General features: G+C 42.8%; 26 protein-coding genes and 2 tRNA genes. 9 read left to right on the top strand and 19 right to left on the bottom strand.

Features of this window, described 5'->3' with window-relative positions:
* Positions 1-2: 2 nt before the first annotated feature.
* The 5 genes from J5X96_RS03815 to J5X96_RS03795 all read right to left on the bottom strand — a co-directional run bounded on the left by J5X96_RS03815 (position 3) and on the right by J5X96_RS03795 (position 4,660).
* Positions 3-632 (bottom strand): NADH:ubiquinone reductase (Na(+)-transporting) subunit D, encoded by a 630-nt coding sequence (locus J5X96_RS03815; RefSeq protein ID WP_209364439.1) that lies wholly within the window; start codon positions 630-632, stop codon positions 3-5.
* Positions 632-1,417, bottom strand: a complete 786-nt coding sequence (locus tag J5X96_RS03810) for a Na(+)-translocating NADH-quinone reductase subunit C (protein WP_209364438.1) — start codon at positions 1,415-1,417, stop codon at positions 632-634. Before J5X96_RS03810 ends, J5X96_RS03815 begins: the two co-directional genes overlap by 1 nt.
* The gene (locus J5X96_RS03805; protein WP_209364437.1) at positions 1,410-2,645 is read right to left on the bottom strand and encodes an NADH:ubiquinone reductase (Na(+)-transporting) subunit B; all 1,236 of its coding nucleotides are present in this window, start codon (positions 2,643-2,645) and stop codon (positions 1,410-1,412) included. The genes J5X96_RS03810 and J5X96_RS03805 overlap by 8 nt, the downstream gene beginning before the upstream one ends.
* A 2-nt stretch (positions 2,646-2,647) precedes the next feature.
* On the bottom strand, positions 2,648-3,988 hold the full coding sequence (locus J5X96_RS03800) for a Na(+)-translocating NADH-quinone reductase subunit A (protein ID WP_209364436.1): 1,341 nt from the start codon (positions 3,986-3,988) through the stop codon (positions 2,648-2,650).
* A 360-nt stretch (positions 3,989-4,348) separates the two neighbouring features.
* Positions 4,349-4,660: a BolA family transcriptional regulator gene (locus J5X96_RS03795; protein ID WP_209364435.1), complete on the bottom strand. Its 312-nt coding sequence runs from the start codon at positions 4,658-4,660 to the stop codon at positions 4,349-4,351.
* Between the two features lie 95 nt (positions 4,661-4,755).
* Between J5X96_RS03795 and J5X96_RS03790 the strand changes: the two genes are divergently transcribed.
* Positions 4,756-5,349, top strand: coding sequence for a YajG family lipoprotein (locus J5X96_RS03790; RefSeq protein WP_209364434.1), 594 nt, complete (start codon positions 4,756-4,758; stop codon positions 5,347-5,349).
* 901 nt (positions 5,350-6,250) lie between these two features.
* Here the strand turns inward: J5X96_RS03790 and J5X96_RS03785 are convergent.
* The 5 genes from J5X96_RS03785 to mutY form a co-directional block, all read right to left on the bottom strand.
* Positions 6,251-6,326, bottom strand: a tRNA-Asn gene (locus J5X96_RS03785).
* A gap of 4 nt (positions 6,327-6,330) precedes the next feature.
* Positions 6,331-6,406: transfer RNA gene (locus J5X96_RS03780), tRNA-Phe, on the bottom strand.
* Between the two features lie 203 nt (positions 6,407-6,609).
* Positions 6,610-7,689, bottom strand: coding sequence for a membrane-bound lytic murein transglycosylase MltC (mltC, locus tag J5X96_RS03775; protein WP_209364433.1), 1,080 nt, complete (start codon positions 7,687-7,689; stop codon positions 6,610-6,612).
* Position 7,690: 1 nt separating this feature from the next.
* Positions 7,691-7,966, bottom strand: a complete 276-nt coding sequence (locus J5X96_RS03770; RefSeq protein ID WP_033002507.1) for an oxidative damage protection protein — start codon at positions 7,964-7,966, stop codon at positions 7,691-7,693.
* Positions 7,944-9,083: an A/G-specific adenine glycosylase gene (mutY, locus tag J5X96_RS03765; protein WP_209364432.1), complete on the bottom strand. Its 1,140-nt coding sequence runs from the start codon at positions 9,081-9,083 to the stop codon at positions 7,944-7,946. The genes J5X96_RS03770 and mutY overlap by 23 nt, the downstream gene beginning before the upstream one ends.
* A gap of 229 nt (positions 9,084-9,312) precedes the next feature.
* Between mutY and trmB the strand changes: the two genes are divergently transcribed.
* From trmB to mutT, 3 genes are all read left to right on the top strand, one after another.
* Entirely contained in the window at positions 9,313-10,080 is a 768-nt protein-coding gene (gene trmB / locus J5X96_RS03760; protein ID WP_209364431.1) for a tRNA (guanosine(46)-N7)-methyltransferase TrmB, read from the top strand.
* Positions 10,081-10,096: 16 nt separating this feature from the next.
* Positions 10,097-10,438, top strand: coding sequence for a YggL family protein (locus tag J5X96_RS03755; protein ID WP_021616006.1), 342 nt, complete (start codon positions 10,097-10,099; stop codon positions 10,436-10,438).
* An 89-nt stretch (positions 10,439-10,527) separates the two neighbouring features.
* Positions 10,528-10,947, top strand: coding sequence for an 8-oxo-dGTP diphosphatase MutT (gene mutT, locus J5X96_RS03750; protein WP_209364430.1), 420 nt, complete (start codon positions 10,528-10,530; stop codon positions 10,945-10,947).
* Here the strand turns inward: mutT and rlmC are convergent.
* The 4 genes from rlmC to hinT are packed head-to-tail and all read right to left on the bottom strand — an operon-like array spanning position 10,936 to position 13,864.
* On the bottom strand, positions 10,936-12,111 hold the full coding sequence (gene rlmC, locus J5X96_RS03745; protein ID WP_209364429.1) for a 23S rRNA (uracil(747)-C(5))-methyltransferase RlmC: 1,176 nt from the start codon (positions 12,109-12,111) through the stop codon (positions 10,936-10,938). The genes mutT and rlmC overlap by 12 nt on opposite strands.
* A gap of 1 nt (position 12,112) precedes the next feature.
* A complete protein-coding gene (nagZ, locus tag J5X96_RS03740; protein WP_209364428.1) occupies positions 12,113-13,159 on the bottom strand; it encodes a beta-N-acetylhexosaminidase in 1,047 nt (348 codons plus the stop codon).
* A gap of 1 nt (position 13,160) precedes the next feature.
* Complete coding sequence (locus tag J5X96_RS03735; protein ID WP_209364427.1) at positions 13,161-13,514, bottom strand: YcfL family protein; 354 nt, start codon at positions 13,512-13,514, stop codon at positions 13,161-13,163.
* Complete coding sequence (gene hinT / locus J5X96_RS03730) at positions 13,514-13,864, bottom strand: purine nucleoside phosphoramidase (protein WP_209364426.1); 351 nt, start codon at positions 13,862-13,864, stop codon at positions 13,514-13,516. Before hinT ends, J5X96_RS03735 begins: the two co-directional genes overlap by 1 nt.
* Positions 13,865-14,173: 309 nt before the next feature.
* On the opposite strand from hinT, the gene focA reads away from it, so the two are divergent.
* The 4 genes from focA (at position 14,174) to pflA (ending at position 18,653) form a co-directional block, all read left to right on the top strand.
* Positions 14,174-15,025, top strand: coding sequence for a formate transporter FocA (gene focA, locus J5X96_RS03725; RefSeq protein WP_209364425.1), 852 nt, complete (start codon positions 14,174-14,176; stop codon positions 15,023-15,025).
* An 86-nt stretch (positions 15,026-15,111) separates the two neighbouring features.
* Entirely contained in the window at positions 15,112-17,424 is a 2,313-nt protein-coding gene (gene pflB, locus J5X96_RS03720; protein WP_209364424.1) for a formate C-acetyltransferase, read from the top strand.
* Between the two features lie 82 nt (positions 17,425-17,506).
* The gene (locus J5X96_RS03715; protein WP_209364423.1) at positions 17,507-17,797 is read left to right on the top strand and encodes a putative quinol monooxygenase; all 291 of its coding nucleotides are present in this window, start codon (positions 17,507-17,509) and stop codon (positions 17,795-17,797) included.
* 115 nt (positions 17,798-17,912) lie between these two features.
* Complete coding sequence (gene pflA / locus J5X96_RS03710) at positions 17,913-18,653, top strand: pyruvate formate lyase 1-activating protein (RefSeq protein ID WP_209364422.1); 741 nt, start codon at positions 17,913-17,915, stop codon at positions 18,651-18,653.
* A gap of 89 nt (positions 18,654-18,742) precedes the next feature.
* Here pflA and J5X96_RS03705 read toward each other — a convergent pair whose 3' ends face one another.
* On the bottom strand, positions 18,743-19,606 hold the full coding sequence (locus tag J5X96_RS03705; RefSeq protein WP_209364421.1) for a DMT family transporter: 864 nt from the start codon (positions 19,604-19,606) through the stop codon (positions 18,743-18,745).
* Between the two features lie 176 nt (positions 19,607-19,782).
* Here J5X96_RS03705 and psiE point away from each other — a divergent pair, with 176 nt between their 5' ends.
* On the top strand, positions 19,783-20,202 hold the full coding sequence (gene psiE / locus J5X96_RS03700; RefSeq protein WP_209364420.1) for a phosphate-starvation-inducible protein PsiE: 420 nt from the start codon (positions 19,783-19,785) through the stop codon (positions 20,200-20,202).
* A gap of 770 nt (positions 20,203-20,972) precedes the next feature.
* Here the strand turns inward: psiE and J5X96_RS03695 are convergent.
* The 4 genes from J5X96_RS03695 to J5X96_RS03680 form a co-directional block, all read right to left on the bottom strand.
* Positions 20,973-23,222 carry a nitric-oxide reductase large subunit gene (locus J5X96_RS03695; protein ID WP_209364419.1) on the bottom strand — a complete coding sequence of 750 codons (2,250 nt, stop codon included), beginning with the start codon at positions 23,220-23,222 and terminating at the stop codon, positions 20,973-20,975.
* Between the two features lie 369 nt (positions 23,223-23,591).
* The gene (gene frdD, locus J5X96_RS03690) at positions 23,592-23,936 is read right to left on the bottom strand and encodes a fumarate reductase subunit FrdD (protein ID WP_209364418.1); all 345 of its coding nucleotides are present in this window, start codon (positions 23,934-23,936) and stop codon (positions 23,592-23,594) included.
* A gap of 9 nt (positions 23,937-23,945) precedes the next feature.
* Positions 23,946-24,338: a fumarate reductase subunit FrdC gene (gene frdC, locus J5X96_RS03685; RefSeq protein ID WP_209364417.1), complete on the bottom strand. Its 393-nt coding sequence runs from the start codon at positions 24,336-24,338 to the stop codon at positions 23,946-23,948.
* A gap of 11 nt (positions 24,339-24,349) precedes the next feature.
* Complete coding sequence (locus J5X96_RS03680; protein ID WP_065295345.1) at positions 24,350-25,120, bottom strand: succinate dehydrogenase/fumarate reductase iron-sulfur subunit; 771 nt, start codon at positions 25,118-25,120, stop codon at positions 24,350-24,352.
* Between the last annotated feature and the right edge of the window lie 3 nt (positions 25,121-25,123).

The following is a 25,123-nucleotide window of genomic DNA, read 5'->3' as shown; positions in this document are numbered from 1 at the left end:
GATTATTTCTCCTGTTGCTCAGGTTTCCACGTTCTTAAGCCCCAAATGATGAAGCCGATAATAAAGAACGCACTTGGTGCAAGAAGGAACAAGCCGTTCGGTTGATACCAACCACCGTCTTGAATGGTTTGGAATACAGGGAAACCAAGTAAACGACCAGAACCAATTAACTCGCGTAACGTTGCAACAATTAATAAAATTGCACCGTAACCTAAACCGTTACCGATACCGTCAACAAAGCTCTCAAGCGGACGAGATTTCATCGCAAAAGCTTCTGCACGACCCATCACGATACAGTTGGTAATAATCAATCCCACGAATACCGAGAGCTGTTTCGATAAACCATAAGCAAAAGCTTTCAATACTTGGTCAACCAAAATTACCAAAGACGCGATAATTGCCAGTTGTACAATGATACGAATACTATTTGGAATGTACTGGCGAATCATTGAAATAAACATACTGGAAAAACCAGTTACTAAACTTACCGCGATTGCCATAACGATTGCGGTTTGTAATTGAGTTGTTACCGCTAATGCAGAACAAATACCCAAAATTTGCAGCGCAATCGGGTTATTTTTTACGATCGGATTAAGCAAAAGTGCTTTTAAATTGCTTTTTGCATCAGCCATTATCTTGCCCCCGCTTTAAATTTTGCTAAGAATGGACCAAAACCATTTTGACTAAACCAATAATCAAAAGAACCTTGCACACCATTTGAGGTTAAGGTTGCACCTGATAAGGCATCAACGCCGTGTTCTTTGTTAGAAGACGCATTTTTAGCAACACGAATAGCCACACGTTGATTATCATCAAACAGTTTCTTATCTACGAAAAGTGCTTGCCAACGCGGATTGGCGATTTCACCACCAAGACCGGCGGTTTCACCTTGATCATAGTAAGTAATGCCTTTGATGGTATTGGCATCTGGGGCAACCGCAACGAAACCGTACATTGTTGACCATAAACCGCGACCGTACATAGGCAATATGACTTGATTGACCCGACCTTGTTCATCTTTTACAAGGTAAACACGCGCTTGATTCGCTCGCACTTTAATCCCGGCTTTGTCTTGCTCCGCAGGAATGGCTTGACTAAGTGCGGTCGATTTTACCGCTGTTTTTGGATCAAATTTTTCCACATCCTCTTTTGAGGCTTGAACAAAATCACCACTTTGCAAATCCACTAAACGAGGTTCAATAAACTTGTTATAAGTGTCTTTAATGACAGAAGCATTATCTTCTTTCATTAGGCCGGCAACCGTTAAAATATTACGTTGAACGTCAAGTGCTTTTTGTTCATCTTGTTTTGATTTCAATGCAACTGCGGCACCGGAAACCACGATAGAACACACCAAACTTAGCAATACAACAACGGTAACTGTACCGCCAACGCTATCTTTATTAAATTTAGCCATTTGTTCTTGCTCTCCGACGTTTGATATTTGCTTGAACCACGATGTAGTCGAAAATTGGTGCAAACAAGTTTGCAAATAAAATCGCTAACATCATCCCTTCTGGGTAAGCCGGGTTCACTGTACGAATTAATACTGCCATCACACCAATTAACGCGCCGTACCACCATTTACCGGTATTGGTAAATGACGCAGATACAGGGTCAGTTGCCATGAAGATCATCCCCAGCGCAAAACCACCTAATACGAAGTGCCAATGCCAAGGCATGGAGAACATTGGGTTAGTATCGGAGCCAATTAAGTTAAATAAGGTTGCTGTACCAATCATACCGATCATCACACCCGCCATAATGCGCCAAGAGGCGATGCGGGTGAACACGATCACTGCACCACCGATTAACAATGCGAGCGTTGAAACCTCACCCATTGAACCGGGAATATTACCAATGAACGCATCCATCCAAGTAATTGGTTCGCCGGTTACCGTATGTTGCAATGCGGCTTGACCACCTTGTGACCATTGTGAAAGTGCGGTTGCGCCTGAGAAACCATCTGCAGCAGTCCATACTAAGTCACCGGAAATTTGTGCCGGATAAGCGAAGAATAAGAATGCACGACCAGCAAGCGCAGGGTTCATAAAGTTACGACCGACACCACCGAAGATTTCTTTTGCTACTACGATACCAAAGGTGATACCAAGTGCGGCTTGCCATAATGGCAATGTTGGCGGAACGATTAAGGCAAACAGAATTGTAGAAACGAACATCCCTTCATTCACTTCGTGGCCACGCACAACGGAGAACAATAATTCCCACATCGTACATACGGTAAACACCACTAAGTAAATTGGTAAGAAGAAAATCGCCCCTAATGCCATTTTGGAGCCCCAAGTTGCATTCGTGGTTAAATCTAAACCTAATGAACTTGCAAGGGCATAGTGCCAATCACTCGCAATTAATTGTTCTAAATTGCCTAATTGATTTAAGGCAGGGATCGCTTGGTTACCCACATTGTACATACCGTAGAAAATCGCCGGAAACAATGCGAGGAAAACCGTAATCATCATACGTTTTGAGTCTAACGCATCGCGAACGTGTGTGTTTTTGTGCGTTACCGTACCCGGTGTATAAAGCAAGGTATAAATCGATTCAAAGATCGGATAAAGCTTGCTGTATTTACCGCCTGGTAAAAACGCGGGTTCCATTTTTTCAAAAAGATTTTTCAAACCCATTTTTAACCTTCCTTCTCAATCTTATCTAATACTTGACGCAAGATTGAACCGTATTCATATTTGCCCGGGCAAACGAAAGAACACAACGCTAAGTCTTCTTCATCTAATTCAAGACAACCTAACGCTTGTGCGCCATCAGTATCGCCCACGATTAAATCACGTAATAATAATGTCGGTAAAATATCCAACGGCATCACGCGCTCATAGCTACCGATTGGTACCATTGCACGTTCACCACCATTTTCTGCGGTAGTGAAGTTAAATAATTTCTTGCCAAAGTGACCAAGCACTGTACGGGTAATCGAATATTTATTCGGTTGTGGTGTAATCCAACCGAAAAATTCTTTCTCGTTACCTTCTTCGATCACAGAAACTTGTAATGCATAACGACCTAAATAATCATGCACACCTTTTGCCGTTTGACCGCAAAGCACTGAACCGGAAATCACGCGATTATTACCGTCTTTTAATTCACCTGCGGTTAATTGAGAGAGGTTAGCACCGATGACTGTACGCACTAAACGTGGCGATTTGACTTGTGGCCCCGCAAGAGAAACCACACGTTCGACATTGAGCTCACCAGTGGTAAATAATTTACCGATAGCAATCACATCTTGATAGTTGATATACCAAACGATTTTATTGATGCCCACCGGATCAATAAAATCGATATGTGTGCCACTTAATCCTGCCGGATGCGGCCCGGCAAATTCATCCACGATCACATTACTCGCGTGTGATGCCGGAATTTTATTATCAGGCGCTTTACATAAGTGAATGTTGCCGTCATGTAAACGACTTAACACGGTTAAGCCATTGACGAAATCATTTTCGGACGCTGCAATAATAACCGCAGGATCTGCAGCGAGGGGATTGGTGTCCATCGCATTAACGAAAATGGATGAAGGCACGCCATCAATCGCAGGCACTTTGCTGAATGGACGGGTACGAAACGCTGTCCATAAACCGGATTCCTGTAAATTTTTACGCACTTGCTCTGCACTTAACGTGTTCAGTTCAGCTGCCTCGTATTTATCGAAAGAAAGCGCTTCATTGCCTTCCACTTTAATTACCACAGACTGTAATACACGTTTCTCGCCACGATGAATAGCGGTGATCGTGCCACTCGCCGGTGCGGTGAAAATCACACCAGGGTTCTTTTTGTCTTCAAAAAGCACCTGACCTTTTTTCACTACATCACCTTCGCGAACCTTCATCGAAGGGCGCATTCCCACATACTCTTCACCCAGCAAAGCAACTTCAGTAACGGTATTCCCGTTATGGATTACCTGCTCCGGTTTTCCTGCAATAGGAAGATCCAAGCCTTTTTTAATCGTAATCATATTGTTTGCACTACTTTTGTTAGATTAAAAATACAGCAATAACCCTGAGGTTATTACCTCGTCTTGAGTGATGGTTGTTGAAATGATTAAAGAAGAAACAACAAGATACCTCTACACCAAATAATCACTCTTCAACCGGTAAAAATAAAACTCAAATTCTGCTATTCATTTGTCAAAGGCACGCAACACCCATGACAAAACGTTAAAATATTGCTAAAAATAAATGCCTTATTTTAACCAAATAATAACGTTCATGCCACTTTGAAACGTGGCTCTTTCTCGATTTTCCAAGAAAAACTGCACATAACTTGCAAAAAATCAATTTTTTATTTTATTGCGTAATAACAAAGAGGTAAGGAACTATAGCCCAACACCGGCACAACGAGGGGATTTCGGGAACTGCTGCCCTAATTCATCCCACTCTTGCTGAGTATAAAGATGCAATGCCAAGGCATGGATGCCATTTTGTAAATCTTGTGAAAGGAATTGATAGATTTTACGATGGCGTGCGACTTTACTCTGCCCTTCAAAGGCGTCACTGACTAATACAATTTTAAAATGCGAATCCGCACCACGCCCGGAGCTGTGCATATGACTTTCGTTTTCAACCGTAATAAAGTGCGGTTGAAATTTCTGACATAATCGTTGTTCTAATGCTTGTTGTTTTGACATACTTCTTCCTTAAGGGATTTATTAAATGAGGAGACTATACAATTACTTGTAACTTTGTAAGAATAGCGCAAATTAATCAAACTGATGAGGATATTATGAAATTTAATCTGAAAACCGTTATTCTCGGCTCTGTTCTGCTTTCCAGTGCGGTATTAACCGGTTGCCAAAGCGAACCCAGCACCTTGAGCTTTACACCGCCATCACCACAAGCCACCATGAATGTGAATCAATCTACGGTTGTTTACGTTACCACTCGCGATATGCGCCAAGCGCCTGAAATTTCCAGTTATGTTGCCGATGGTAAACTCGTCAAATTATCCGCAACGCCAAGTGTTACCGAATTATTCCAACAAGTGGCACAACAAGATCTGGTTAGCAAAGGTTTTCGTATCGGCATGGCGAATAATTCTAATGCTGCTGTCACTGTAGATGTGCAAGAGTTCTTTGCGAAAGTCAACCAAGGCAATCTACGTTACGATATTGATAGCAAAATTCAACTCGCTATCCATGTTCAAGGCATGAAGGGTCAATTCAGCAAAAATATTAATGCGACTCGCAACTACTCCGGTGCTTTCTCGGCAAGAAATGCAGAAATCCAGAAAGTACTAGGCGAAACGCTTAACGAAGTGGTTCAATCTATTTACAAAGATCAAGAAATCACTCAAGCGATTACCCAATACGCAAACTAAAAACGCCGCAAAAAATGACCGCACTTTCTTGCTTATGTCTGAAAAGTGCGGTGAAAATCCCAAGTGTTTTTTAGGGCACAATCCCAAGGATAAAATTAACGCATAAATTTAATTTCAATTTATGCGTTAATTTTTGCTTTGCGGAATACAAAATCAGAATCGTAGCGTGCAACTTGTTGCACGAAATCATGAATGCCCGAAAGCGTTAAATAACGTTCCGTGCGTAATTTAGTCGTGCATCAAGATGCACGCTACGCATGAAATCGTGAATTACACATCGAGGTTAATTATTCGTGCAACAAGTTGCACGCTACGAGGGGTTAAATAATCGTCCTATATGTTGAATTTTGGTTGCCAGCCTTGTTCATTATATAGCGAGGATTTTTTCTATTCATCGCTTAAGCTATTTAGCTCCATACGCATAACGTATGGTTTTTATAGCCAGACTTTGGCTGGCTATAATAAAATTAACGCATAAATTTGGAATCGTAGCGTGCAACTTGTTGCACGAAATCATGAATGCCCGAAAGCGTTAAATAACGTTCCGTGCATAATTTGGTCGTGCATCAAGATGCACGCTACGCATGAAATCGTGAATTACACATAGAGGTTAATTATTCGTGCAACAAGTTGCTCGCTACGAGGGGTTAAATAATCGTCCTATATGTTGAGTTTTGGTTGTTAGCCTTGTTCATTATATAGTGAGGATTTTTTTCTGTTCATCCCTTAAGCTATTTAGCTTCATGCGCATAGCGTATGGTTTTTATAGCCGGACTTTGGCTAGCTATAATAAAATTAACGCATAAATTTGATTTCAATTTATGCGTTAATTTTTGCTTTACGAAATAAAAAAGTTGAAAAAAAAGAAAAGCCGCTAATTACTTAGCGACTTTCTAGAATTTGGCTCCTCCTGCGGGACTCGAACCTGCGACATATGGATTAACAGTCCACCGTTCTACCGACTGAACTAAGGAGGAATAGTGGTGCCTCGAGGCGGAATCGAACCACCGACACGGGGATTTTCAATCCCCTGCTCTACCGACTGAGCTATCGAGGCAACTCATCAGTGGTGCGTATTAAACGTTTTTTTCGATTTCAAGTCAACACCTATTTTAAAAAAACATGAAATAATTCACTCGTTTGCACGTTTAACAAACAAAATGTATATAAATTATACACTTATGTATTTTTTATGACCATAAAAATGCCCACAGTGCATTTATTCTGTGGGCATTAACATTTTATACTCTTGAAAATTCTTTAACGTCTAACACGATAACTTTTTTGCGCTTTATCGACTTTCAATAAATAATTACGCGCCTGCGCAGAGGGGTGACTTGTCGTCAATATGCGATAAACCTGCTCCGGATACAGCTGGTTAATTTGCATAATCGCAGCATCTTTATCATCATTGAATACACGCAATACCGCACCGGCACCGCTGTTATAGGCTGAAATCATGGCAAAGCGTTTTGATGTCGGGTTTGTAATGCCATCTAAATATTTATTTTGTAGCAACCACAAATAAGCCGCGCCGGCATCAATATTCTTCTCAGGATCAAACAAATAGTTTTTACTTGGTTGACCACTCATGCCTTTCATTTGGAACACATCGCGCCCTGCGGTATGCGGTACGACTTGCATTAAGCCCATGGCGTTCGCATAACTAATCGCATATGGGTTAAAACTGGATTCTGTTTGCATAATCCCAAGGATCAAGCTCTCATCCAATCCATAACGACGTGCCACTTTACGTACAATCGGAATATATTTCTGCGCACGCACTTCCACGTGGTTGGCAATCATTGGAATAACAACCAACTGTACTTGGTTACCATTCGCTAAACGGCGGGTTTGTAACTTATTTTGAATCAAATACGTCGCAAAGTTACTCGCCGTTAGCTGATCGGCAATTGGACCACCAAGGTGGTCAATCACCTGCCCCATCAAAAAGGGACGAGAACTGATCGGCACATCACCGGAAGCAAATAAATCAATACCATTCGCATCCGATCCCATCAATAATGTATGCACAATCGCATTATGCAAACGGTTTAAATCCGCCTGCGTTTCAATGGTAATCAAGCCCTCATCAAAGCTTACATGGCTACGCGTGTAGTATCGGTCGGTATATTTCACATAGTCTTTACGACTGGCAACCAACAGCTCATTCACCCCCCAAATGCGGTCGATATTATTGGCAAATTGTCCGGTTAAAATATCTAAACCACGGGTATCCTTTGCAAAGGCCTCATCAAAATTCAATCCGCGATGATGTGAACCTCCGCCGCCACACGCATACAAAAAGGGAATTAATGCCAGAATTAAATACTTCTTCATTTTACTTCGCTTCAGGTGGGGTATAACCTTCAATGTGTACGTCTTTACCTTCAAACAGGAAATTCACCATTTCCTGCTCCAATAACTTACGATGTTCCGCATTCATCATGTTTAATTTTTTCTCATTCACTAACATAGTTTGTTTTTTCATCCACTCGCCCCACGCTTGTTTGCTAATGGAATCAAAAATACGTTTACCCAATTCTCCCGGATATAATTGAAAATCCAAGCCTTCCGCTTCTTGTTTTAAACGTTCACAAAATACCATTCTTGCCATAACGATTCCTTACATACTGAGTTAATAAATTTTTCACCGGCGTCGCAAGGCCGATGGATCCGAGATTTTGCGGATCATACCAATATTTGACCGCACTTAATAGCGCAGATTCATTTGGATTTTTCTTTTCCGCGACTTTTATCCACGAGGAACGATTTGCCTCAGATGACGCAGAGATGTCATCAACTCGTGCATAAATGGGATAAATCTCCAAATGAAAATGGCTGAATGTATGACGAAATGCCGGCCATGGCTGATAGTGCCGAATACCATTTGCGGCCAAATACGCCAGCAATTCTTCTTTATCGGCAAATTGCGGAAAACAATATAATCCGCCCCACAAACCGCTATTTTCCCGTTGCTCTAATGCAACTTTACCGTCTTTTTCCAACAACAAAAAATAACTTTCCCGTACCGGCAATACTTTCTTCGGCTTTTTCCCCGGATACGCCTGCCAATTTTGTTCAGCATTTGCTCGACAATCCTTTTTCAGCGGACAAAGATCGCATTTGGGTTTAGAACGGGTGCATACCAGTGCACCAAGATCCATCATTGCCTGATTAAAATCCGCCACCTGATCATTTGGCGTTACTTCACCCGTCAGCTGCCACAAACGATCTTCCATTTTTTTCTCACCCGGCCAACCGTCCACGGCAAAATAACGGGATAACACCCGCTTCACGTTACCGTCCAAAATGGGATAAGGCGCATTTAAACAAGAGGACAAAATCGCTCCTGCCGTACTTCGCCCTACGCCGGGCAACGCCAACACCTGTTCAAATTCTGTGGGAAATTTGCCTCCATGGTGATCACGCATCACTTGTGCTGCTTTATGTAAATTGCGCGCCCGTGCGTAATAACCTAACCCCGTCCACAAATGCAGCACCTCATCTAACGGCGCATCGGCAAGTGCGGTCAAATTCGGGAACGTTTTAACAAAACGCTCAAAATACGGAATGACCGTCGCCACCTGCGTTTGCTGCAGCATCACTTCTGACAACCAAACGCCGTACAAAGTTTTATTTTGTTGCCACGGCAAATTTTTCCGCCCGAACTTGGCATACCATGTTAATACAGACTGCGCAAAAGGCGCATGGGGAGTGAATTGAGCCAGCATAACGTCCTAATTATTCAATACCGAATTATGTAATATATGTAATAAAAGTGCGGTGGATTTTATGCGTTTTTTCCAAATTACACCAAATGAAAATCACCCAAGTTTAACATAAAGCCAAGGGCTTGTTGATTCCCGGTGCCGAAATTGCCAAGGGTAAGGAAACCGCCTATAATCAGCAACGACTTTTTAGGACATTCTATTTTCGTTATCCCATAAATCACAAAATTTCATGTTAGACACACAATCTCAAGAACAACTTCCAACGACTTTTGCTGATCAAAAACGCAAAACCGTTGAATCCGCCGAATTTACCTCCGATGGTCGTTACAAAAGAAAAGTACGCAGTTTTGTGCTACGCACAGGTCGCTTAAGCGATTATCAAAAAAACGCCATGAACCAAAACTGGGCGGCATTCGGTTTGGATTATCAACCACAGCCATTTGATTTTAAACGTATTTATGGAAATGAGAATCCTGTTATTTTGGAAATCGGCTTTGGTATGGGCAGTTCCCTTGTGGAGATGGCAGCACAAAATCCCGACAAAAACTACCTCGGTATTGAAGTGCATACGCCGGGCGTTGGCGCTTGCATTGCCTATGCGGTGGAAAAAGGCGTAACGAACCTACGCGTCATTTGTCACGATGCCACCGAAATTCTACGTGACAGCATTGCTGACCAAAGCCTTGGCGGTTTGCAATTGTTCTTTCCGGATCCGTGGCACAAAGCGAGACATCACAAACGCCGTATCGTACAACCGCACTTTATTGACCACTTATTAACTAAATTGCAAGCCGGCGCATTCATTCACATGGCAACTGACTGGCAAGATTATGCTGAACAGATGTTGGCGGTGTTGCAGCAATATCCGCAGTTGCGTAACACCTCTGTCAGCAACGACTATATTCCACGTCCTGATTTTCGTCCGTTGACCAAGTTTGAACAACGCGGTCAACGCCTAGGACATGGCGTGTGGGATTTATATTTCATCAAACCGTAACAAAAGGAAACACATCATGGCGATCAAACGTAACCAAAGACAACGCAAAAAAATGCACCTTGCCGAATTCCAAGAATTAGGCTTTTTAGTGAAGTGGCAATTTGCCGAAGGCACCTCTGTAGAACAAATCGACAGCACCGTTGACCGCTTCATCGCTGAAGTTATTCAACCGAATGGATTGGCCTATGAAGGCAGTGGCTATTTACACTGGGAAGGCTTGGTTTGCTTAGAAAAAATCGGTAAATGTGATGCCAAGCATCAAGAATTAGTGAAAAATTGGTTAAGCCAAAATGGTTTACAACAAATTGAAATCAGCGAACTATTCGATATTTGGTGGGATTACCCAACAAACGCATAACTCATCTTAACTCATCTAAAGCGCCCCCGTCCCTCAATGGGGGCGTTTGTTATGCGGAAATGACCATATAGGCAAACACGGAGAAAAGCATGGAAAAACCGGTCATACAAGTTGCTGCCGGCATTATTCGTAACGAATTCGGACAAATTTATCTCACCCGACGATTAGAAGGTCAAGACTTTGCGCAATCGCTGGAGTTTCCCGGCGGAAAAGTCGCACCCAATGAAACGCCGGAACAAGCGTTAAAACGAGAATTAGAGGAAGAAGTCGGTATTTTGGTTTCTCATGCCGTATTGTTTGAACGTTTTACCTTTGAATATCCCACAAAAATTCTGAATTTTTATTTCTACTTAGTGGATGAATGGCTAGGCGAACCTTTTGGCCGTGAAGGACAAGAAGGTTTTTGGCTGGAACAAGAGGAATTGGATATGGAACAATTTCCGCCGGCAAATACAAAACTCATCCAACGCTTGCTCGCTGAATATAAAAATTCGGCATCACACGGCTAATTGCAACAACACCAACACTTCATAATGCGCGGTATGTGGAAACATATCGAACAGTTGGATTTTTTCCAGTTGATAATGGGTCAAAGATCGCAAGTCTTTGCCCAGGGTTTCCGCGTTACAGCTGGAGTACAAAATAAAGTGCGGTCGCATTTCATTGAGAAATTCAGCAAGCGATTGACCAATGCCGCGACGAGGAGGATTGACGATAACCAAATCCGGTTTGTCTGCTTGAGCCAAGGCAAAATTTGCCGCATCTAACGACTGAAAATGAACTTGCTTGTCCAATCCGAGTTGTTGTGCTGATAGTTTCGCAGCAGCAATGGCAGAAGCGGAAATTTCAATGCCGGTGAGGTGAATTTGTTGTTCCGGGTTCTGCATTTGCAACGCTTTCAAGCTATGTAGCCCAAAACCACCCACACCACAGAACAAATCCCAAAGTTGACGAATGGGCAGGTCTTTTATCCATTGTTGCGCCGTGCCGTATAACCCTTCAGCAACCTGCGGGTTAGTTTGAAAGAACCCTTGTGGACGAATAAAAAGCGGAATCTGATTAAACCTTTCGGGTAAGGTGTGTTGTTCCGTCAGGAAAATCTCTTTTTCACCTTCTAAAATCGCGGCATTTTGCGGCTGGATATTCACGCTAATGACGGCAAGTTGCGGCAATTTTTGGCACAATTCGGGCAATTCCCGTTGAATCAACGGCAATTTGGCTTCCGAACGTAACACAAAGCGCAACATGAGTTGGTGACTGTGTTGGCTTTCTGTCAATAAAAGATGTTTCAATTCGCCTTTTTGCTTTGCCACGTTGTAGGGCACAAGCCCGGCGCGCGCTATGAAATCTTTGAGAATGGGAAAGATAGCTTGGAAACGTTGTGGATAAAGTGGGCAATCACATAAATCCACCGCACTTTGTGGCGCCAACGGATTCGGCAAGATGCCGAGGATTGGGCGTTCGACTGCACCACTGACGACCATTTTAGCTTTATTGCGAAACCCTTCTTGGGCAGATTGAAAAGGGGCAAACCAAATCAAGTGAGACGTTTCTAAACCCTGCAACTGCTGTTGCAAATGTACCATTTTCTGTTCCAGTTGAACGGCATAGGGCAATTCCAACCATTGACAAGAACGACAATCACCTCGTTGATAATGTTCACATTGCATCATATTAATTTTTCGCTGCCAGCCATTGCTGTTGAAGTGCGGTCAGTTTTTGACGATTTTCCAACCAACGTGGGGCACATTCCAGTTCCGACCAAGTCAGATTTTTGCGTTTGAATAAGCTTTGTAGGCGCTGTTGGCGTAACAAAAAGTACGATTGTTTTTCCGAGAGTTTTAAATTGTCTAAAACTTGGATCACACCGCCCCGCTCATTACAAAGTAACAACAAATCACAGCCGGCACTCAGCGCTTGTTCGCTACGCGCCACAAAATCGCCCATAAATCCCGCCCCTTTCATGCCGAGATCGTCAGAGAAAATGGCTCCGCTGAAATTCAGCTGAGCACGCAAGATGTCTTGTAACCAAAATTTAGAGCCACTTGCGGGTTGGCTGTCACATTGGGAATAAATCACATGTGCCGGCATGATGGCTTGCAGCAGATTTTGTTCGATAAGTTGTTGGAATGGCTGAATGTCCTGATTGAAAATGTCTTCTTGACTGCGCTCATCATAAGGGGTTTCCAAATGAGAATCGGCAATCACATGACCATGCCCAGGAAAATGTTTTCCCGTTGCAGCCATTCCGGCTTGATGCATACCGCGAATAAAATTAGCCGCCAAATCCACCGCACTTTTTATCTCGCAACCAAAACTGCGATCGCCGATGGCTTTACATTGATGTCCAAGATCCAACACGGGCGCAAAGCTCAAATCGATATCAAGTGCGGTCATTTCTGCCGCCATTTGCCAACCGGCTTCAAACGCCATTCTTTGTTGTTCAATAGGATCATTAATCAACGCAGAAAACGCCTGCATTGCGGGAAGTTGAGTGAAACCGTCACGGAAACGCTGTACCCGACCGCCTTCTTGATCCACCGTAATCAACAAGGGCTTTTTCACCTTTTGTCGCACAGATTGAATCAAGGCTTGTAATTGCGCACGGTCGTGAAAATTACGCGTAAAGAGAATCAACCCAGCCACGAGCGGGTGTTCCAACAATTCAATTTCTTCTTGTTCCAGCTCGTAACCGGCTAAGTCAATGAGTAGTGTAGACATTTTAGTTTAAGCGAAGATATAAGCGGTAATTGGCGCTATTAGCAGTTGGCCGAGCCAATGTGAGCAGTTGTTTTTGTCGAGGTTGTAACGCCAATCTATGCCAAACAACAGGCTCTTCAGCAGTCACTGTCACGCCATGTTTGTCATACCAAAACAGGCGGTAAGCCAAGTTGACCGGCTGTTCAGTTTTATTTTTGACCCAAGCACTGTCACGCTCAACACCGGCTTCCACCCTTTCTGCTGCTGGAGCTTCAATATTTAAAATCGGGCTTTGCGTGTTTAATAAGGTCGGCACCTTTGCGCTACATCCCGCTAAAAGTGCGGTCACAAAAAAAAGAGAAATAGACTTTTTCATTATTTATCCAGCATTTTACCTAAAGATTCACCACCGACAAGATGCATATGTAAATGGAACACTTCTTGTCCGCCATGTCTGTTGCAGTTGACAATTAAACGATAACCGTCTTGCGCAATGCCTTCCTGTGCCGCCAGTTTCGCCGCCACCGTAAACAGACGACCTAAGGTTACTTCATCTTGTTCGGTTACATCGTTGACGGTTGGAATAAGCTTGTTCGGGATAATCAAAATATGGGTTTTCGCTTGCGGTGCAATATCGCGAAAGGCGGTAACAAGGTCATCTTGATAGACGATGTTGGCGGGAATTTCTTTGCGAATAATTTTGCTGAAAATGGTTTCTGCTACCATGGTTTTCTCCTTAATAAATATTGCGTTTTATGACCGCACTTTTTAACAGAAAACAACCCAAATAGCAATTTGGGCGAACCGCGTTGCTGTCATCAAGAAAGGCGTTTTACTACACCGATCTAATTATTGACAAAGAACAAGATTCTCGCATTAAAAGGGAGAAATATTTTTACTTTGCAGGGGAAAGAAAATATAATTAACAAAAATGATAAAAATTCAATTTTTTTTAAGTTTTTTAGGCCTTTCCTTGTAATACCACGCTGTCGTGGACGTATTTACAAGCCAAATAAATTAACAGGGAATTCTGTAATGAATACCGAAACGTCCAAAACAACTTGTATGGCCTCTCCGGCAGAAATAAGCCAAATTGGCGAGGATGCCGGCGTCTATAAGGCATCTAAAAAACAAATTCTCTCTTTTTTCTCTGCCATTCCGGCAGGTGCTTTTATTGCGTTAGCGTTCGTTTTTTATACCACAACACAAACAGGCAATCTCGGGACTTCGTGGGGCTTAACTAAGCTGGTTGGCGGTGTGGTATTTTCTCTTGGTGTGATTATGGTCGTGGTCTGCGGCTCTGAATTATTCACCTCATCAACCATGACAACTATTGCCCGAGCCAGCGGGCGAATTAGTCGTTTTCAGATGCTACGAAATTGGATTGTGGTTTATTTCGGCAATTTCGTTGGCGCGCTTTTCATCGTTTTTCTCATTTGGTTTGCCGGTCAAACAATGTCCGCTAATGGGCAGTGGGGATTCACCATTTTAACGACCGCTCAACATAAGATTCACCATACTTGGTTTGAGGCTTTTTGTTTGGGCATTTTGTGTAACGTAATGGTGTGTCTTGCCATTTGGATGAGCTACGCAGGAAAAACCTTGACAGATAAAGCATTCATTATGATTTTACCCATTGCGTTGTTTGTTGCGTCAGGATTCGAACACAGTGTAGCAAACATGTTTATGATCCCAATGGGGATCCTCACGGCACACTTTAGCGCACCAGAATTTTGGCAAGTCATTAATATGGATTCTCAGCAGTTCGCAGATTTAAATCTTTATCATTTTATCGTGAAAAATTTGATTCCGGTGACATTAGGAAACATTGTCGGCGGTGGTTTTTGTGTTGGATTGGCCTTGTGGTCAATCAACCGGCCGCATTAATCGGTGCATAAAAGGAAGGGAACTTGCAGCGTTTATTTCCTTCCTAGACAGGTTTATTTTTATCAATAATCTAAAAGAGGAATGTTATGACTCAATTAACAGAAGCTCAACAAAAGGCTTGGGAAGGTTTTGTCGGTGGTGATTGGCAACATGAAGTCAACGTGCGTGACTTTATCCAAAAAAACTATACCCCGTATGAAGGTGATGAATCTTTCTTAGCGGATGCAACCCCTGCAACCACGGCGTTGTGGGATAAAGTCATGGAAGGCATCAAAATCGAAAATAAAACGCATGAGCCGTTAGATTTTGATACGGATAACCCGTCAACCATCACCTCTCACAAACCGGGTTACATCAACAAAGAATTGGAAAAAATCGTAGGTCTTCAAACTGATGCACCATTAAAACGCGCCATTATGCCATTCGGTGGTATCAAAATGGTTAAAGGTTCTTGTGAAGTTTACGGTCGTCAATTAGATCCTGAAGTCGAACATATTTTCACTGAATATCGTAAAACCCATAACCAAGGCGTATTTGATGTATATACACCGGATATTCTTCGTTGCCGTAAATCCGGTGTGTTAACCGGTTTGCCGGATGCTTATGGTCGTGGTCGAATTATCGGTGATTATCGTCGTTTAGCCGTTTATGGTATCGACTACTTAATGGCAGATAAGAAAAAACAATTCGACTCACTTCAACCTAAACTAGAACGTGGTGAAGACATTCAAGCCACCATTCAATTACGTGAAGAGATTGCCGAACAACATCGTGCCTTAGGCAAAATTAAAGAAATGGCTGCCTCTTATGGCTATGACGTTTCCAACCCGGCAACTAATGCACACGAAGCCGTTCAATGGACTTACTTCGCTTATTTAGCCGCCGTGAAATCACAAAACGGTGCGGCAATGTCTTTCGGTCGTATTTCTTCCTTCTTAGACATTTATATCGAACGTGATTTGAAAAACGGCAAAATTACCGAACAAGAAGCACAAGAATTAATCGACCACTTAGTGATGAAACTTCGTATGGTGCGTTTCTTACGTACTCCTGAATACGATCAATTGTTCTCCGGTGACCCAATGTGGGCAACCGAAACCCTTGGTGGTATGGGCTTAGACGGTCGTACATTAGTGACCAAAAACAGCTTCCGTATTTTACACACCCTTTACACTATGGGCCCATCTCCGGAACCTAACTTAACTATCCTTTGGTCTGAAAAATTACCTGAAGCATTCAAACGTTACTGTGCCAAAGTGTCTATTGATACTTCCTCCGTACAGTATGAAAACGATGACTTAATGCGTCCGGATTTCAACAGCGATGACTATGCAATTGCTTGCTGTGTATCCCCAATGGTAGTGGGTAAACAAATGCAATTCTTCGGTGCCCGTGCGAACTTGGCAAAAACCTTGCTATACGCAATCAACGGCGGTATCGATGAGAAAAACGGTATGCAAGTTGGTCCGAAAACCGAGCCAATCAAAGATGACGTGCTTGATTTCGACACTGTCATGACCCGCATGGACAGCTTCATGGATTGGTTAGCAACACAATACGTGACTGCATTAAACATCATCCACTTCATGCATGATAAATATGCTTATGAAGCCGCATTAATGGCATTCCATGATCGTGATGTTTACCGCACTATGGCTTGCGGTATCGCAGGACTTTCTGTTGCTGCCGACTCTTTAGCCGCAATCAAATATGCGAAAGTCAAACCAATTCGTGGCGATATCAAAGATAAAGAGGGCAAGGTTGTGGCATCTAATGTCGCTATCGACTTTGAAATCGAAGGCGAATATCCGCAATTTGGTAATAACGATCCGCGTGTAGATGACATTGCTTGTGATCTTGTTGAACGTTTCATGAAGAAAATTCAAACGCACAAAACATATCGCAATGCAACGCCAACACAGTCTGTACTTACTATCACGTCTAACGTGGTCTATGGTAAGAAAACCGGTAACACCCCTGATGGTCGTCGTGCCGGTGCACCATTTGGACCAGGTGCGAACCCAATGCACGGTCGTGACCAAAAAGGTGCGGTAGCCTCCTTAACGTCTGTGGCTAAATTACCATTTGCTTACGCAAAAGACGGTATTTCTTATACCTTCTCTATCGTGCCAAATGCGTTAGGTAAAGAATACGAAGCGCAAAAACGTAACTTGGCAGGTTTGATGGATGGTTACTTCCATCACGAGGCAACAGTTGAAGGCGGTCAACACTTGAACGTCAATGTGTTGAACCGTGAGATGTTATTAGACGCCATGGAAAATCCGGAAAAATATCCGCAATTAACCATTCGCGTTTCCGGTTATGCTGTACGTTTTAACTCATTAACCAAAGAACAACAACAAGACGTAGTAACTCGTACATTTACTGAGTCTTTCTAAATAAATAGAATTATGCTTTAATACAAACCACTCATAGACTAATTTTGTGAGTGGTTTATTTTTATATATAGGAGAGCAAATTATGCTAACAGTTATTGCCCAATTTTCAGTAAAAGCGGACAAAATTAATGATTTTCTAACTCAATGCCAAGAGTTAATTAAGAATACTCGTCAAGAAACAGGATGCGTATCTTATGAATTACAACAAAATAGCGAGCAGGCTAATCATTATGTTTTTATTGAGCAATGGAAAAGCAAAGCCGACTTAGAACAACATTTTGCAACGCCACACTTTACCTCAATTGTACCTGTATTGGTCGAGTATTGTGAACAAGCGCCAGTGGTGCAAACTTTTCAAAAAGTCAGCGAATAATGACCGCACTTTGATAAATATATTTTAATTATGAGCCTGATTTAAATCAGGCTCATTTTTTATAGACTAAATATTTGGTAAAATTTAGCTATATCTAATTTTAGGAAATTTATGTATGTCAGTTCTTGGACGAATTCACTCTTATGAATCCTGTGGTACCGTTGACGGCCCGGGCATTCGTTTTATTCTGTTTTTACAAGGCTGCTTAATGCGCTGTAAGTATTGCCACAACCGCGATACTTGGGATGTCCATGGTGGCAAAGAAATTACGGTGGAAGAACTGATGAAAGAAGTGGTCAGCTATCGTCATTTTATGAATGCGTCAGGCGGCGGTGTCACAGCTTCCGGCGGTGAAGCGATTTTGCAAGCAGAGTTCGTGCGTGATTGGTTTCGCGCCTGCAAACAAGAAGGCATTAGCACCTGCTTGGATACCAACGGTTTTGTGCGTCATTACGATCATGTGATTGATGAACTCATTGATGTAACCGATCTCGTTTTGCTTGATTTAAAAGAACTCAACGATCAAGTGCATCAAAATCTTATTGGCGTACCGAACAAACGCACGCTTGAATTTGCCAAATATTTGCAAAAACGCAACCAACCGGTTTGGATTCGCTACGTGGTCGTGCCGGGCTATACAGATTCTGACCATGACGTACATTTACTCGGTCAATTTATCGAAGGTATGACAAACATTGAAAAAGTAGAACTCCTGCCTTATCACCGCCTTGGCGCACATAAATGGGCAGCAATGGGCGAAAAATATGAATTGGAAGACGTAAAACCCCCAACAAAAGAATCGCTTGAACACATAAAAGCCATTCTTGAAGGCTACGGTCATGTCGTCAAATACTAATGCCCTCTAGGCAGAATCGCTTAAAAATACGCAAAAAACAAACCGCACTTTGAAGAGACTCTCAAGTGCGGTTCATTTTTACCGCGTTTTTAACTCGCTCGCCGAATTAAACGCGGATACACACTGGAAATTAATGTGGTCGCAATAACCGCCAAAATCCCCAACCAAGACAGTGGGCTAATATGCTCGCCTAACAGTAATACCGCCAACAAAATCGCAAATACCGGTTCGAGTGAAACCAAAATGCCTGCTAAATTAGAATCGACGCTATTAATTCCCTTATTCCATAAATAATACGCCAGCCAGCTACAACCAACGCCAATATAAAGTAACCCTGCGATGCCTTGCCAATTCCAATGAATTTGCCAGCTTTCCGTCAGCCAAAGGGTGAAAGGAAGGCAAGTTATCGTGCCAAACACAATGCTACTGGTGGTGTAAACTTGCGCCGTGAGCTGTACGATGACTTTTTGCGTCCAACGCAAACACGAAGCAAAAACAACCCCGGCAATCAGCACCAAGCTACAACCAAACAAGCTGATATTGCCCGTTTCTTCACCGCCATAAATTAACAAGGCGACCCCAAGAAACGCCACTAAACCAAAGATCCAGTGATGGGTTTGGGCTTTGTCGCCAAAGAAAAAATGCCCGATCAGCACCACCAAGAAGGGCTCTAACCCTAACATCGTTGAAGCACTGGATGCCGAAGTGTGGCTTAAACCAATAAATTGCAATAGAAAGATCACCGGATAATTTAATAATCCCAACCACCACACTTGCGGACGTAAACCTTTAGGAATGCGCTTCCAAACACGCATAAACATCGGCAGCACAATGATGGTGGCAATCAACAAACGCAATTGCACCATCAACACCGGATCCAACATGGTGTAGGTGTATTTACCGGCGACAAAAGAACTGCTCCATAAAAATAATGCGATGAGAATGTAACGCATGAGATTCCTTAAAAAAGAAGGGAGATTAAACGATTATTGTAGTGCGCTTTTCACGCAGCGTAAACGAAAGGAGACAGGTTTATTTTTAGGAAGCCTTTACAACACTATTTACCCTCTCTTCATCTTGCATTAGAATGCGACGTTTTTACTCACCTCATTTCATTAGGAAGTCTATTATGGAAGAATCTCAATCCTTAGAAAAATTACCTAAAGTTGTTACCGGTATCCTAAAAATCGTGCTCAGCAGTGCATTAATTGCCTTAGCTGTGGTGTTGATCATCGCGCTAGCCAAAATCACGTATTCACTGGCGATGATGGTGTTAAACACCTCCAGCGTAGTACCTTACGACGTTGCGGAACAAGCGGTTATGTTTTTCCTGTATTTCGGATTTATCGGCTTAATCGTGCAATATTTTAAAAGCGGCTATCATTTCCCACTGCGCTATTTTATTTACGCCGGGATAACAGCAATGTTACGCTTGATTATCGTCAACCATGAAAGCTCAGTGGACACCATCCTATTTGCCGGCGCCATTTTGATTATGGTGATTGCGCTTTGCCTCGTACTCTATTCTAATAAATTGCGGAATCTTTAATGAAAGTGCGGTCATTTTTGACCGTATTTCCTCGATAACAAAAGACCGATAGCGTAAAAACTCTCGGTCTTTGTTTATTAATTGAGCCGTAGCGTGCAACTTGTTGCACGAAATCATGAATTATGCATCGAGGTTAATTATTCTACGAGAATAACACTCTTGACGGTTGATAATACGTTGGTTGAAAAAATACCTTTAAAAATCACCGCACTTTATTTCGTTCTGTGCGTGGCTTGGTCGTGCATCAAGATGCACGCTACCAGAAAATCATAAATCGTAGCGTGCAACTTGTTGCACGAAATGAACAACACTCTTGACGGTTGGTAATACATTGTTTGAAAAAATACAAGCCAAAATCACCGCACTTTATTTCGTTCCGTGCGTGGCTTAGAATCGTAGCGTGCAACTTGTTGCACGAAATCGTGAGTGCCCGAAAGAGGTAAATAATGTTCTGTGCGTAATTTGGTCGTGCATCAAGATGCACGCTACCAGAAAATCATAAATCGTAGCGTGCAACTTGTTGCACGAAATGAACAACATTCTTGACGGTTGATAATACATTGTTTAAAAAAACACACGCAAAAATCACCGCACTTTATTTCGTTCTGTGCATGGCTTGGTCGTGCATCAAGATGCACGCTACACGAAATTGTGAATTACGCATCGAGGTTAATTATTCGTGCAACAAGTTGCACGCTACGAGGTAAATAAAAGACCGATAGCGTGAAAACTATCGGTCTTTGTTTATTGCCAAACTTTCGTTTTGTTGATTAGTTAGCAATGCGTTTTGGTTTGAAGAAAACCATGGTGAAAATTTGCCAGAAGAAAGCAAGCGCACCAAAGATGAATACAACGTCACCCACTAAACGAACCCAACGTAAGGTGTCGAATAACGGTTGTTGCATGAAGTCTTCGCTACGAGCATACCATAAGCCTTCAGAGATACTTGCGTAACCTTGGATGATACCGATTGGCAATAGGCTGGAGACGATCATTAAGATCAAACCGCCGTTAAGCAACCAGAAGCCCCATTTCATCAATTTGTCGTTGAATGGTGTATTTGGACGCAAGTAACGTGCGATTAAGAATACGAAACCTAATGCCAAGAAACCATATACCCCGAACAATGCCGCGTGGGCGTGTACTGCGGTGGTGTTTAACCCTTGGATATAGTAGAGAGAAATTGGTGGATTGATTAAGAAACCGAATACACCTGCACCCAACATATTCCAGAAGGCAACGGCAACGAAGCAGTAGATAGGCCATTTTAAGCGTTCCATCCACGGCGCTTTTTGTTTCATTGCCCAGTGTTCCCACGCTTCGTGGCCAAGTAACACTAATGGTACAACTTCAAGTGCGGAGAAGGAGGCACCTACAGCGATAATTGGCGTTGTCGCACCGGCGAAGTATAAGTGGTGGAAGGTTCCCGGAATACCGCCGATTAAGAACAATGCCGCTTCGGTGATGGTTGCTACAGTCGCTGTTCGGCGAGAAACCAAACCTAAACTTACGAAGATGAAAGAGAGTGCCGCCACGGAGAATACTTCAAAGAAGCCTTCTACCCAAAGGTGAACTACCCACCAACGCCAGTATTCCATCACGGATAAGTGTGTGTGTTCGCCGTAGAATAATGCCGGACCATAGAATAAGCCGATCGCGATAACAGAGGCGAAGAACAAGGCAAGTAGGTTTTTGTCGCCAGGTTGTTTGAACGCATTCACGGTGCCGCGTAGCATTAACACTAACCAGAACAAGATACCGCCAAATTTTACGGCTTGCCAGAAACGACCTAAGTCGATGAATTCATAACCTTGGTGACCGAACAAGAAGCTCCATTCTTCAGGGATGATGTGCGCGATGGCTAAATAGCTACCGGTGAAGGAGCCAACAACCAAGACGACTAATGCCCAGAAGAGAATATCTACGCCAAGTTTTTGGTATTTCGGATCTTTACCACCGTTGATAATCGGTGCAAGGAATAAACCACCGGCCAAGAATGCCATGGCGATCCAGAATAATGCTGCTTGAATGTGCCAAGTACGCACCAAGGAGTATGGAAGATATTGGGAAATATCTAAACCATAGAATTCCTGACCTTCAACCGTGTAGTGCGCCACAATCGCCCCTAAATTCACTTGCACGAAGAAAAGCGCAAGTACGGTAAATAAGTATTTACCTAAGGCTTTTTGTGATGGCGTTAATTGCAATTTAGTTAATGGGTCAACTTCCGGTACAACAGGATCTTTTTCATCTTCACGACGTTTAAATGACCAAATCCACACCACAAAACCGATACCGGCAATGAGGAAAACAACGCTAGCGATAGACCAAATGACGTTTTCCGGTGTTGGCACGTTATTGATTAACGGCTCATGCGGCCAGTTGTTGGTGTAAGTGGCATGGGTATTCGGACGTTCTGCAGAGGCAGTCCATGCTGTCCAGAAGAAGAATTTCGCTAAATCTTTACGCGCTTCCAAGCCTGGCAACGTATTGTCTTTCATGGCGAAGTGTTCACGCGTTACTTTGCTCGCAGGATCATCACCATATAAAGAAATATAGTATTGCGCCGTTTTATCCATGGCGGCTAAACGATTAGCGGAAAGCACAACGGTGCCGTTTTCGTCAACTTTACTGCCGCGATATTCTTTAGTTAAACGGCTTTTTAAGAGGGTTTGTTGGTCATCATTTAAGCCGGCAAAGTTTTTACCATACTCTTGATTTGCAACAATATCTAACCAGTTGGTTAACTCGCGATGTAACCAGTCAGCAGTCCAGTCCGGTGCTTGGTAGGCACCATGGCCCCAAACAGAACCCAATTGCATACCACCGGTTGTTTGCCATGCGGTTTGCCCGTGTAAAATATCGTCATGTGTAATCACCGGTTCGCCTTTTTCCGTCACATATTGTTTTGGAATCGGTGGCGCTTCACGGTAGATTTCAAATCCGTAGTAACCGAGAATAGAGAATGCCCCTATTAATACGGCGACTAACAGGTACCAGAACTTTTTGTACTGTCCCATTTGATCACTCCTTGAGAAAATAAAATATTGATAACTTAATAATTTGTGTCAGACACATTGAGATTTTACGATTTAAGTAAAATACCTGACTAATTATATCGGATTTAAAAAGGCGATATATTACCTAATAGTAGGTAAATGTGAGATATTCAAAGTGATGAAGTAAACACAAGGAGAGAAAGAAACTGACACACTACTCTATTTTAGATTTAAAAATGACCGCACTTTGATCTGAATTTCAAAATTTGGACAGATCGCTTTTATCACCCATTCACTTAATCAAGATAGCCTTTGACTTTATGTAGTGCTGTAAAATAGGTAGAAACAAAAAACTCCCGATAGTGGGAGTTTTTTATTAAGGATGAGACATTATAAGTTGAACACGGCAAATAGCACGATGACGCTATAAAGTGTCGCTAAGCCGTAGAAAATAAATCCGCCGGCCGGTACATGGACTTTGATGTCGTGCATACCGTGGTGGACACGGTGTAAGCCTGCCCACATTGGGAAAATGGTTAGGGCTAAAATAATTAATTTACCCAACCAATGATGTGCAAAGGCGATGATGTTATCGGGGCTGACTAAGCCGAAAGGCAATAGCAAGCCGAGAATAAGAATGAGCACAGGGAAAGCAAGTCCGCTTATCATGCCACCCGCACTGAACATTAACCAGACAGGTGGTTCGTTTGAACGTTTTGGATTTTGATTAACCATAACTACCCCCTAGATAAAGACTAACACTAAAGCCAATACGGTGACGGCGACAAACGCGCCACGTAAAGCATTTTTAATGAATTTTGCCGGCAAACCGGTGGTGCCTGACATCACTTCACCTGTCATATCAAATAAGGTGACGGCATGGAGCAATAAAGCCGCTAATGAAATGATGTTAAGAATCACGACAATTGGATTTTGTAGGAACGGAATGAAATTCATGACAAATCCATCTGCCTTGCCTAAACAAATCACGCCATAAAGCAATACTAAGCTGAACCAAACCGTTGGCACCGCTGTGGCTTCACGTAGCATATAGAATTTGTAGAAATCCCAACTTTTCCACCAAGTCGGCGTAATTTCACGAACGTATTTTTTACGTTTACTTACTGTTGTAGTCATAATCTTTCCCCTTACGCCTTCGGTTTAAGCATAGAAATGAGGTAATCTTTGGCGCTTTCTAATTTGCCTTGGTTAATGGCGGTGGCTGGGCCCACGTGTTTTGGACACACTTCGGAACACGCACCTACAAAGGTACAAGACCAAACGCCATTTTCGCCGTTCATGATTTTCATCCGTTCTGCTTTGCCGTGGTCGCGGTTATCTAAGTTATAACGATGACCTAAAGTTAATACGGCCGGGCCAACAAATTCTGGGTTTAAACCGAATTGTGGGCAGGCGGCATAGCATAAGCCACAGTTGATACACATCGAGAATTGGCGGTATTTTTCCAATTGTGCTGGCGTTTGTTTGGTACGGCTTTTCGCTAATTCTTTAGACGGATGCGGCTTGCCGTCTAACTCAGGCGCTTGGTTGCCGATCACATAAGGTTTGATGGCTTCTAAACTTTCGATGAAATGGCTTAAGTCCACGATCAAGTCACGTTCAATCGGGAAATTAGCTAGGGCTTCAATACGCATGTGGCCACTGTAGTCACGCAAGAAAGTTTTGCACGCCAATTTTGGAATGTTGTTTACCATCATGCCGCAAGAACCGCAGATTGCCATACGGCATGACCAACGATAAGAAAGTTCCGGCTCCAACTTGTCTTTAATGTAACCTAACGCATCGAGTAAAGAGGTTTGGCTGTCATAAGGCACTTGATAAGTTTTCAAGTGTGGCTCTTTGTCAACTTCCGGATTGTAACGTAGAATTTCAACGTTCATGATTGATTGTTCGGCCATATA

Origin of the sequence: Aggregatibacter sp. 2125159857 (assembly GCF_017798005.1) — a bacterium.
GTDB lineage: Bacteria > Pseudomonadota > Gammaproteobacteria > Enterobacterales > Pasteurellaceae > Aggregatibacter.
Note: the sequence above shows the minus strand (reverse complement) of the source record. Positions and strands in the feature narration are given on the sequence as shown.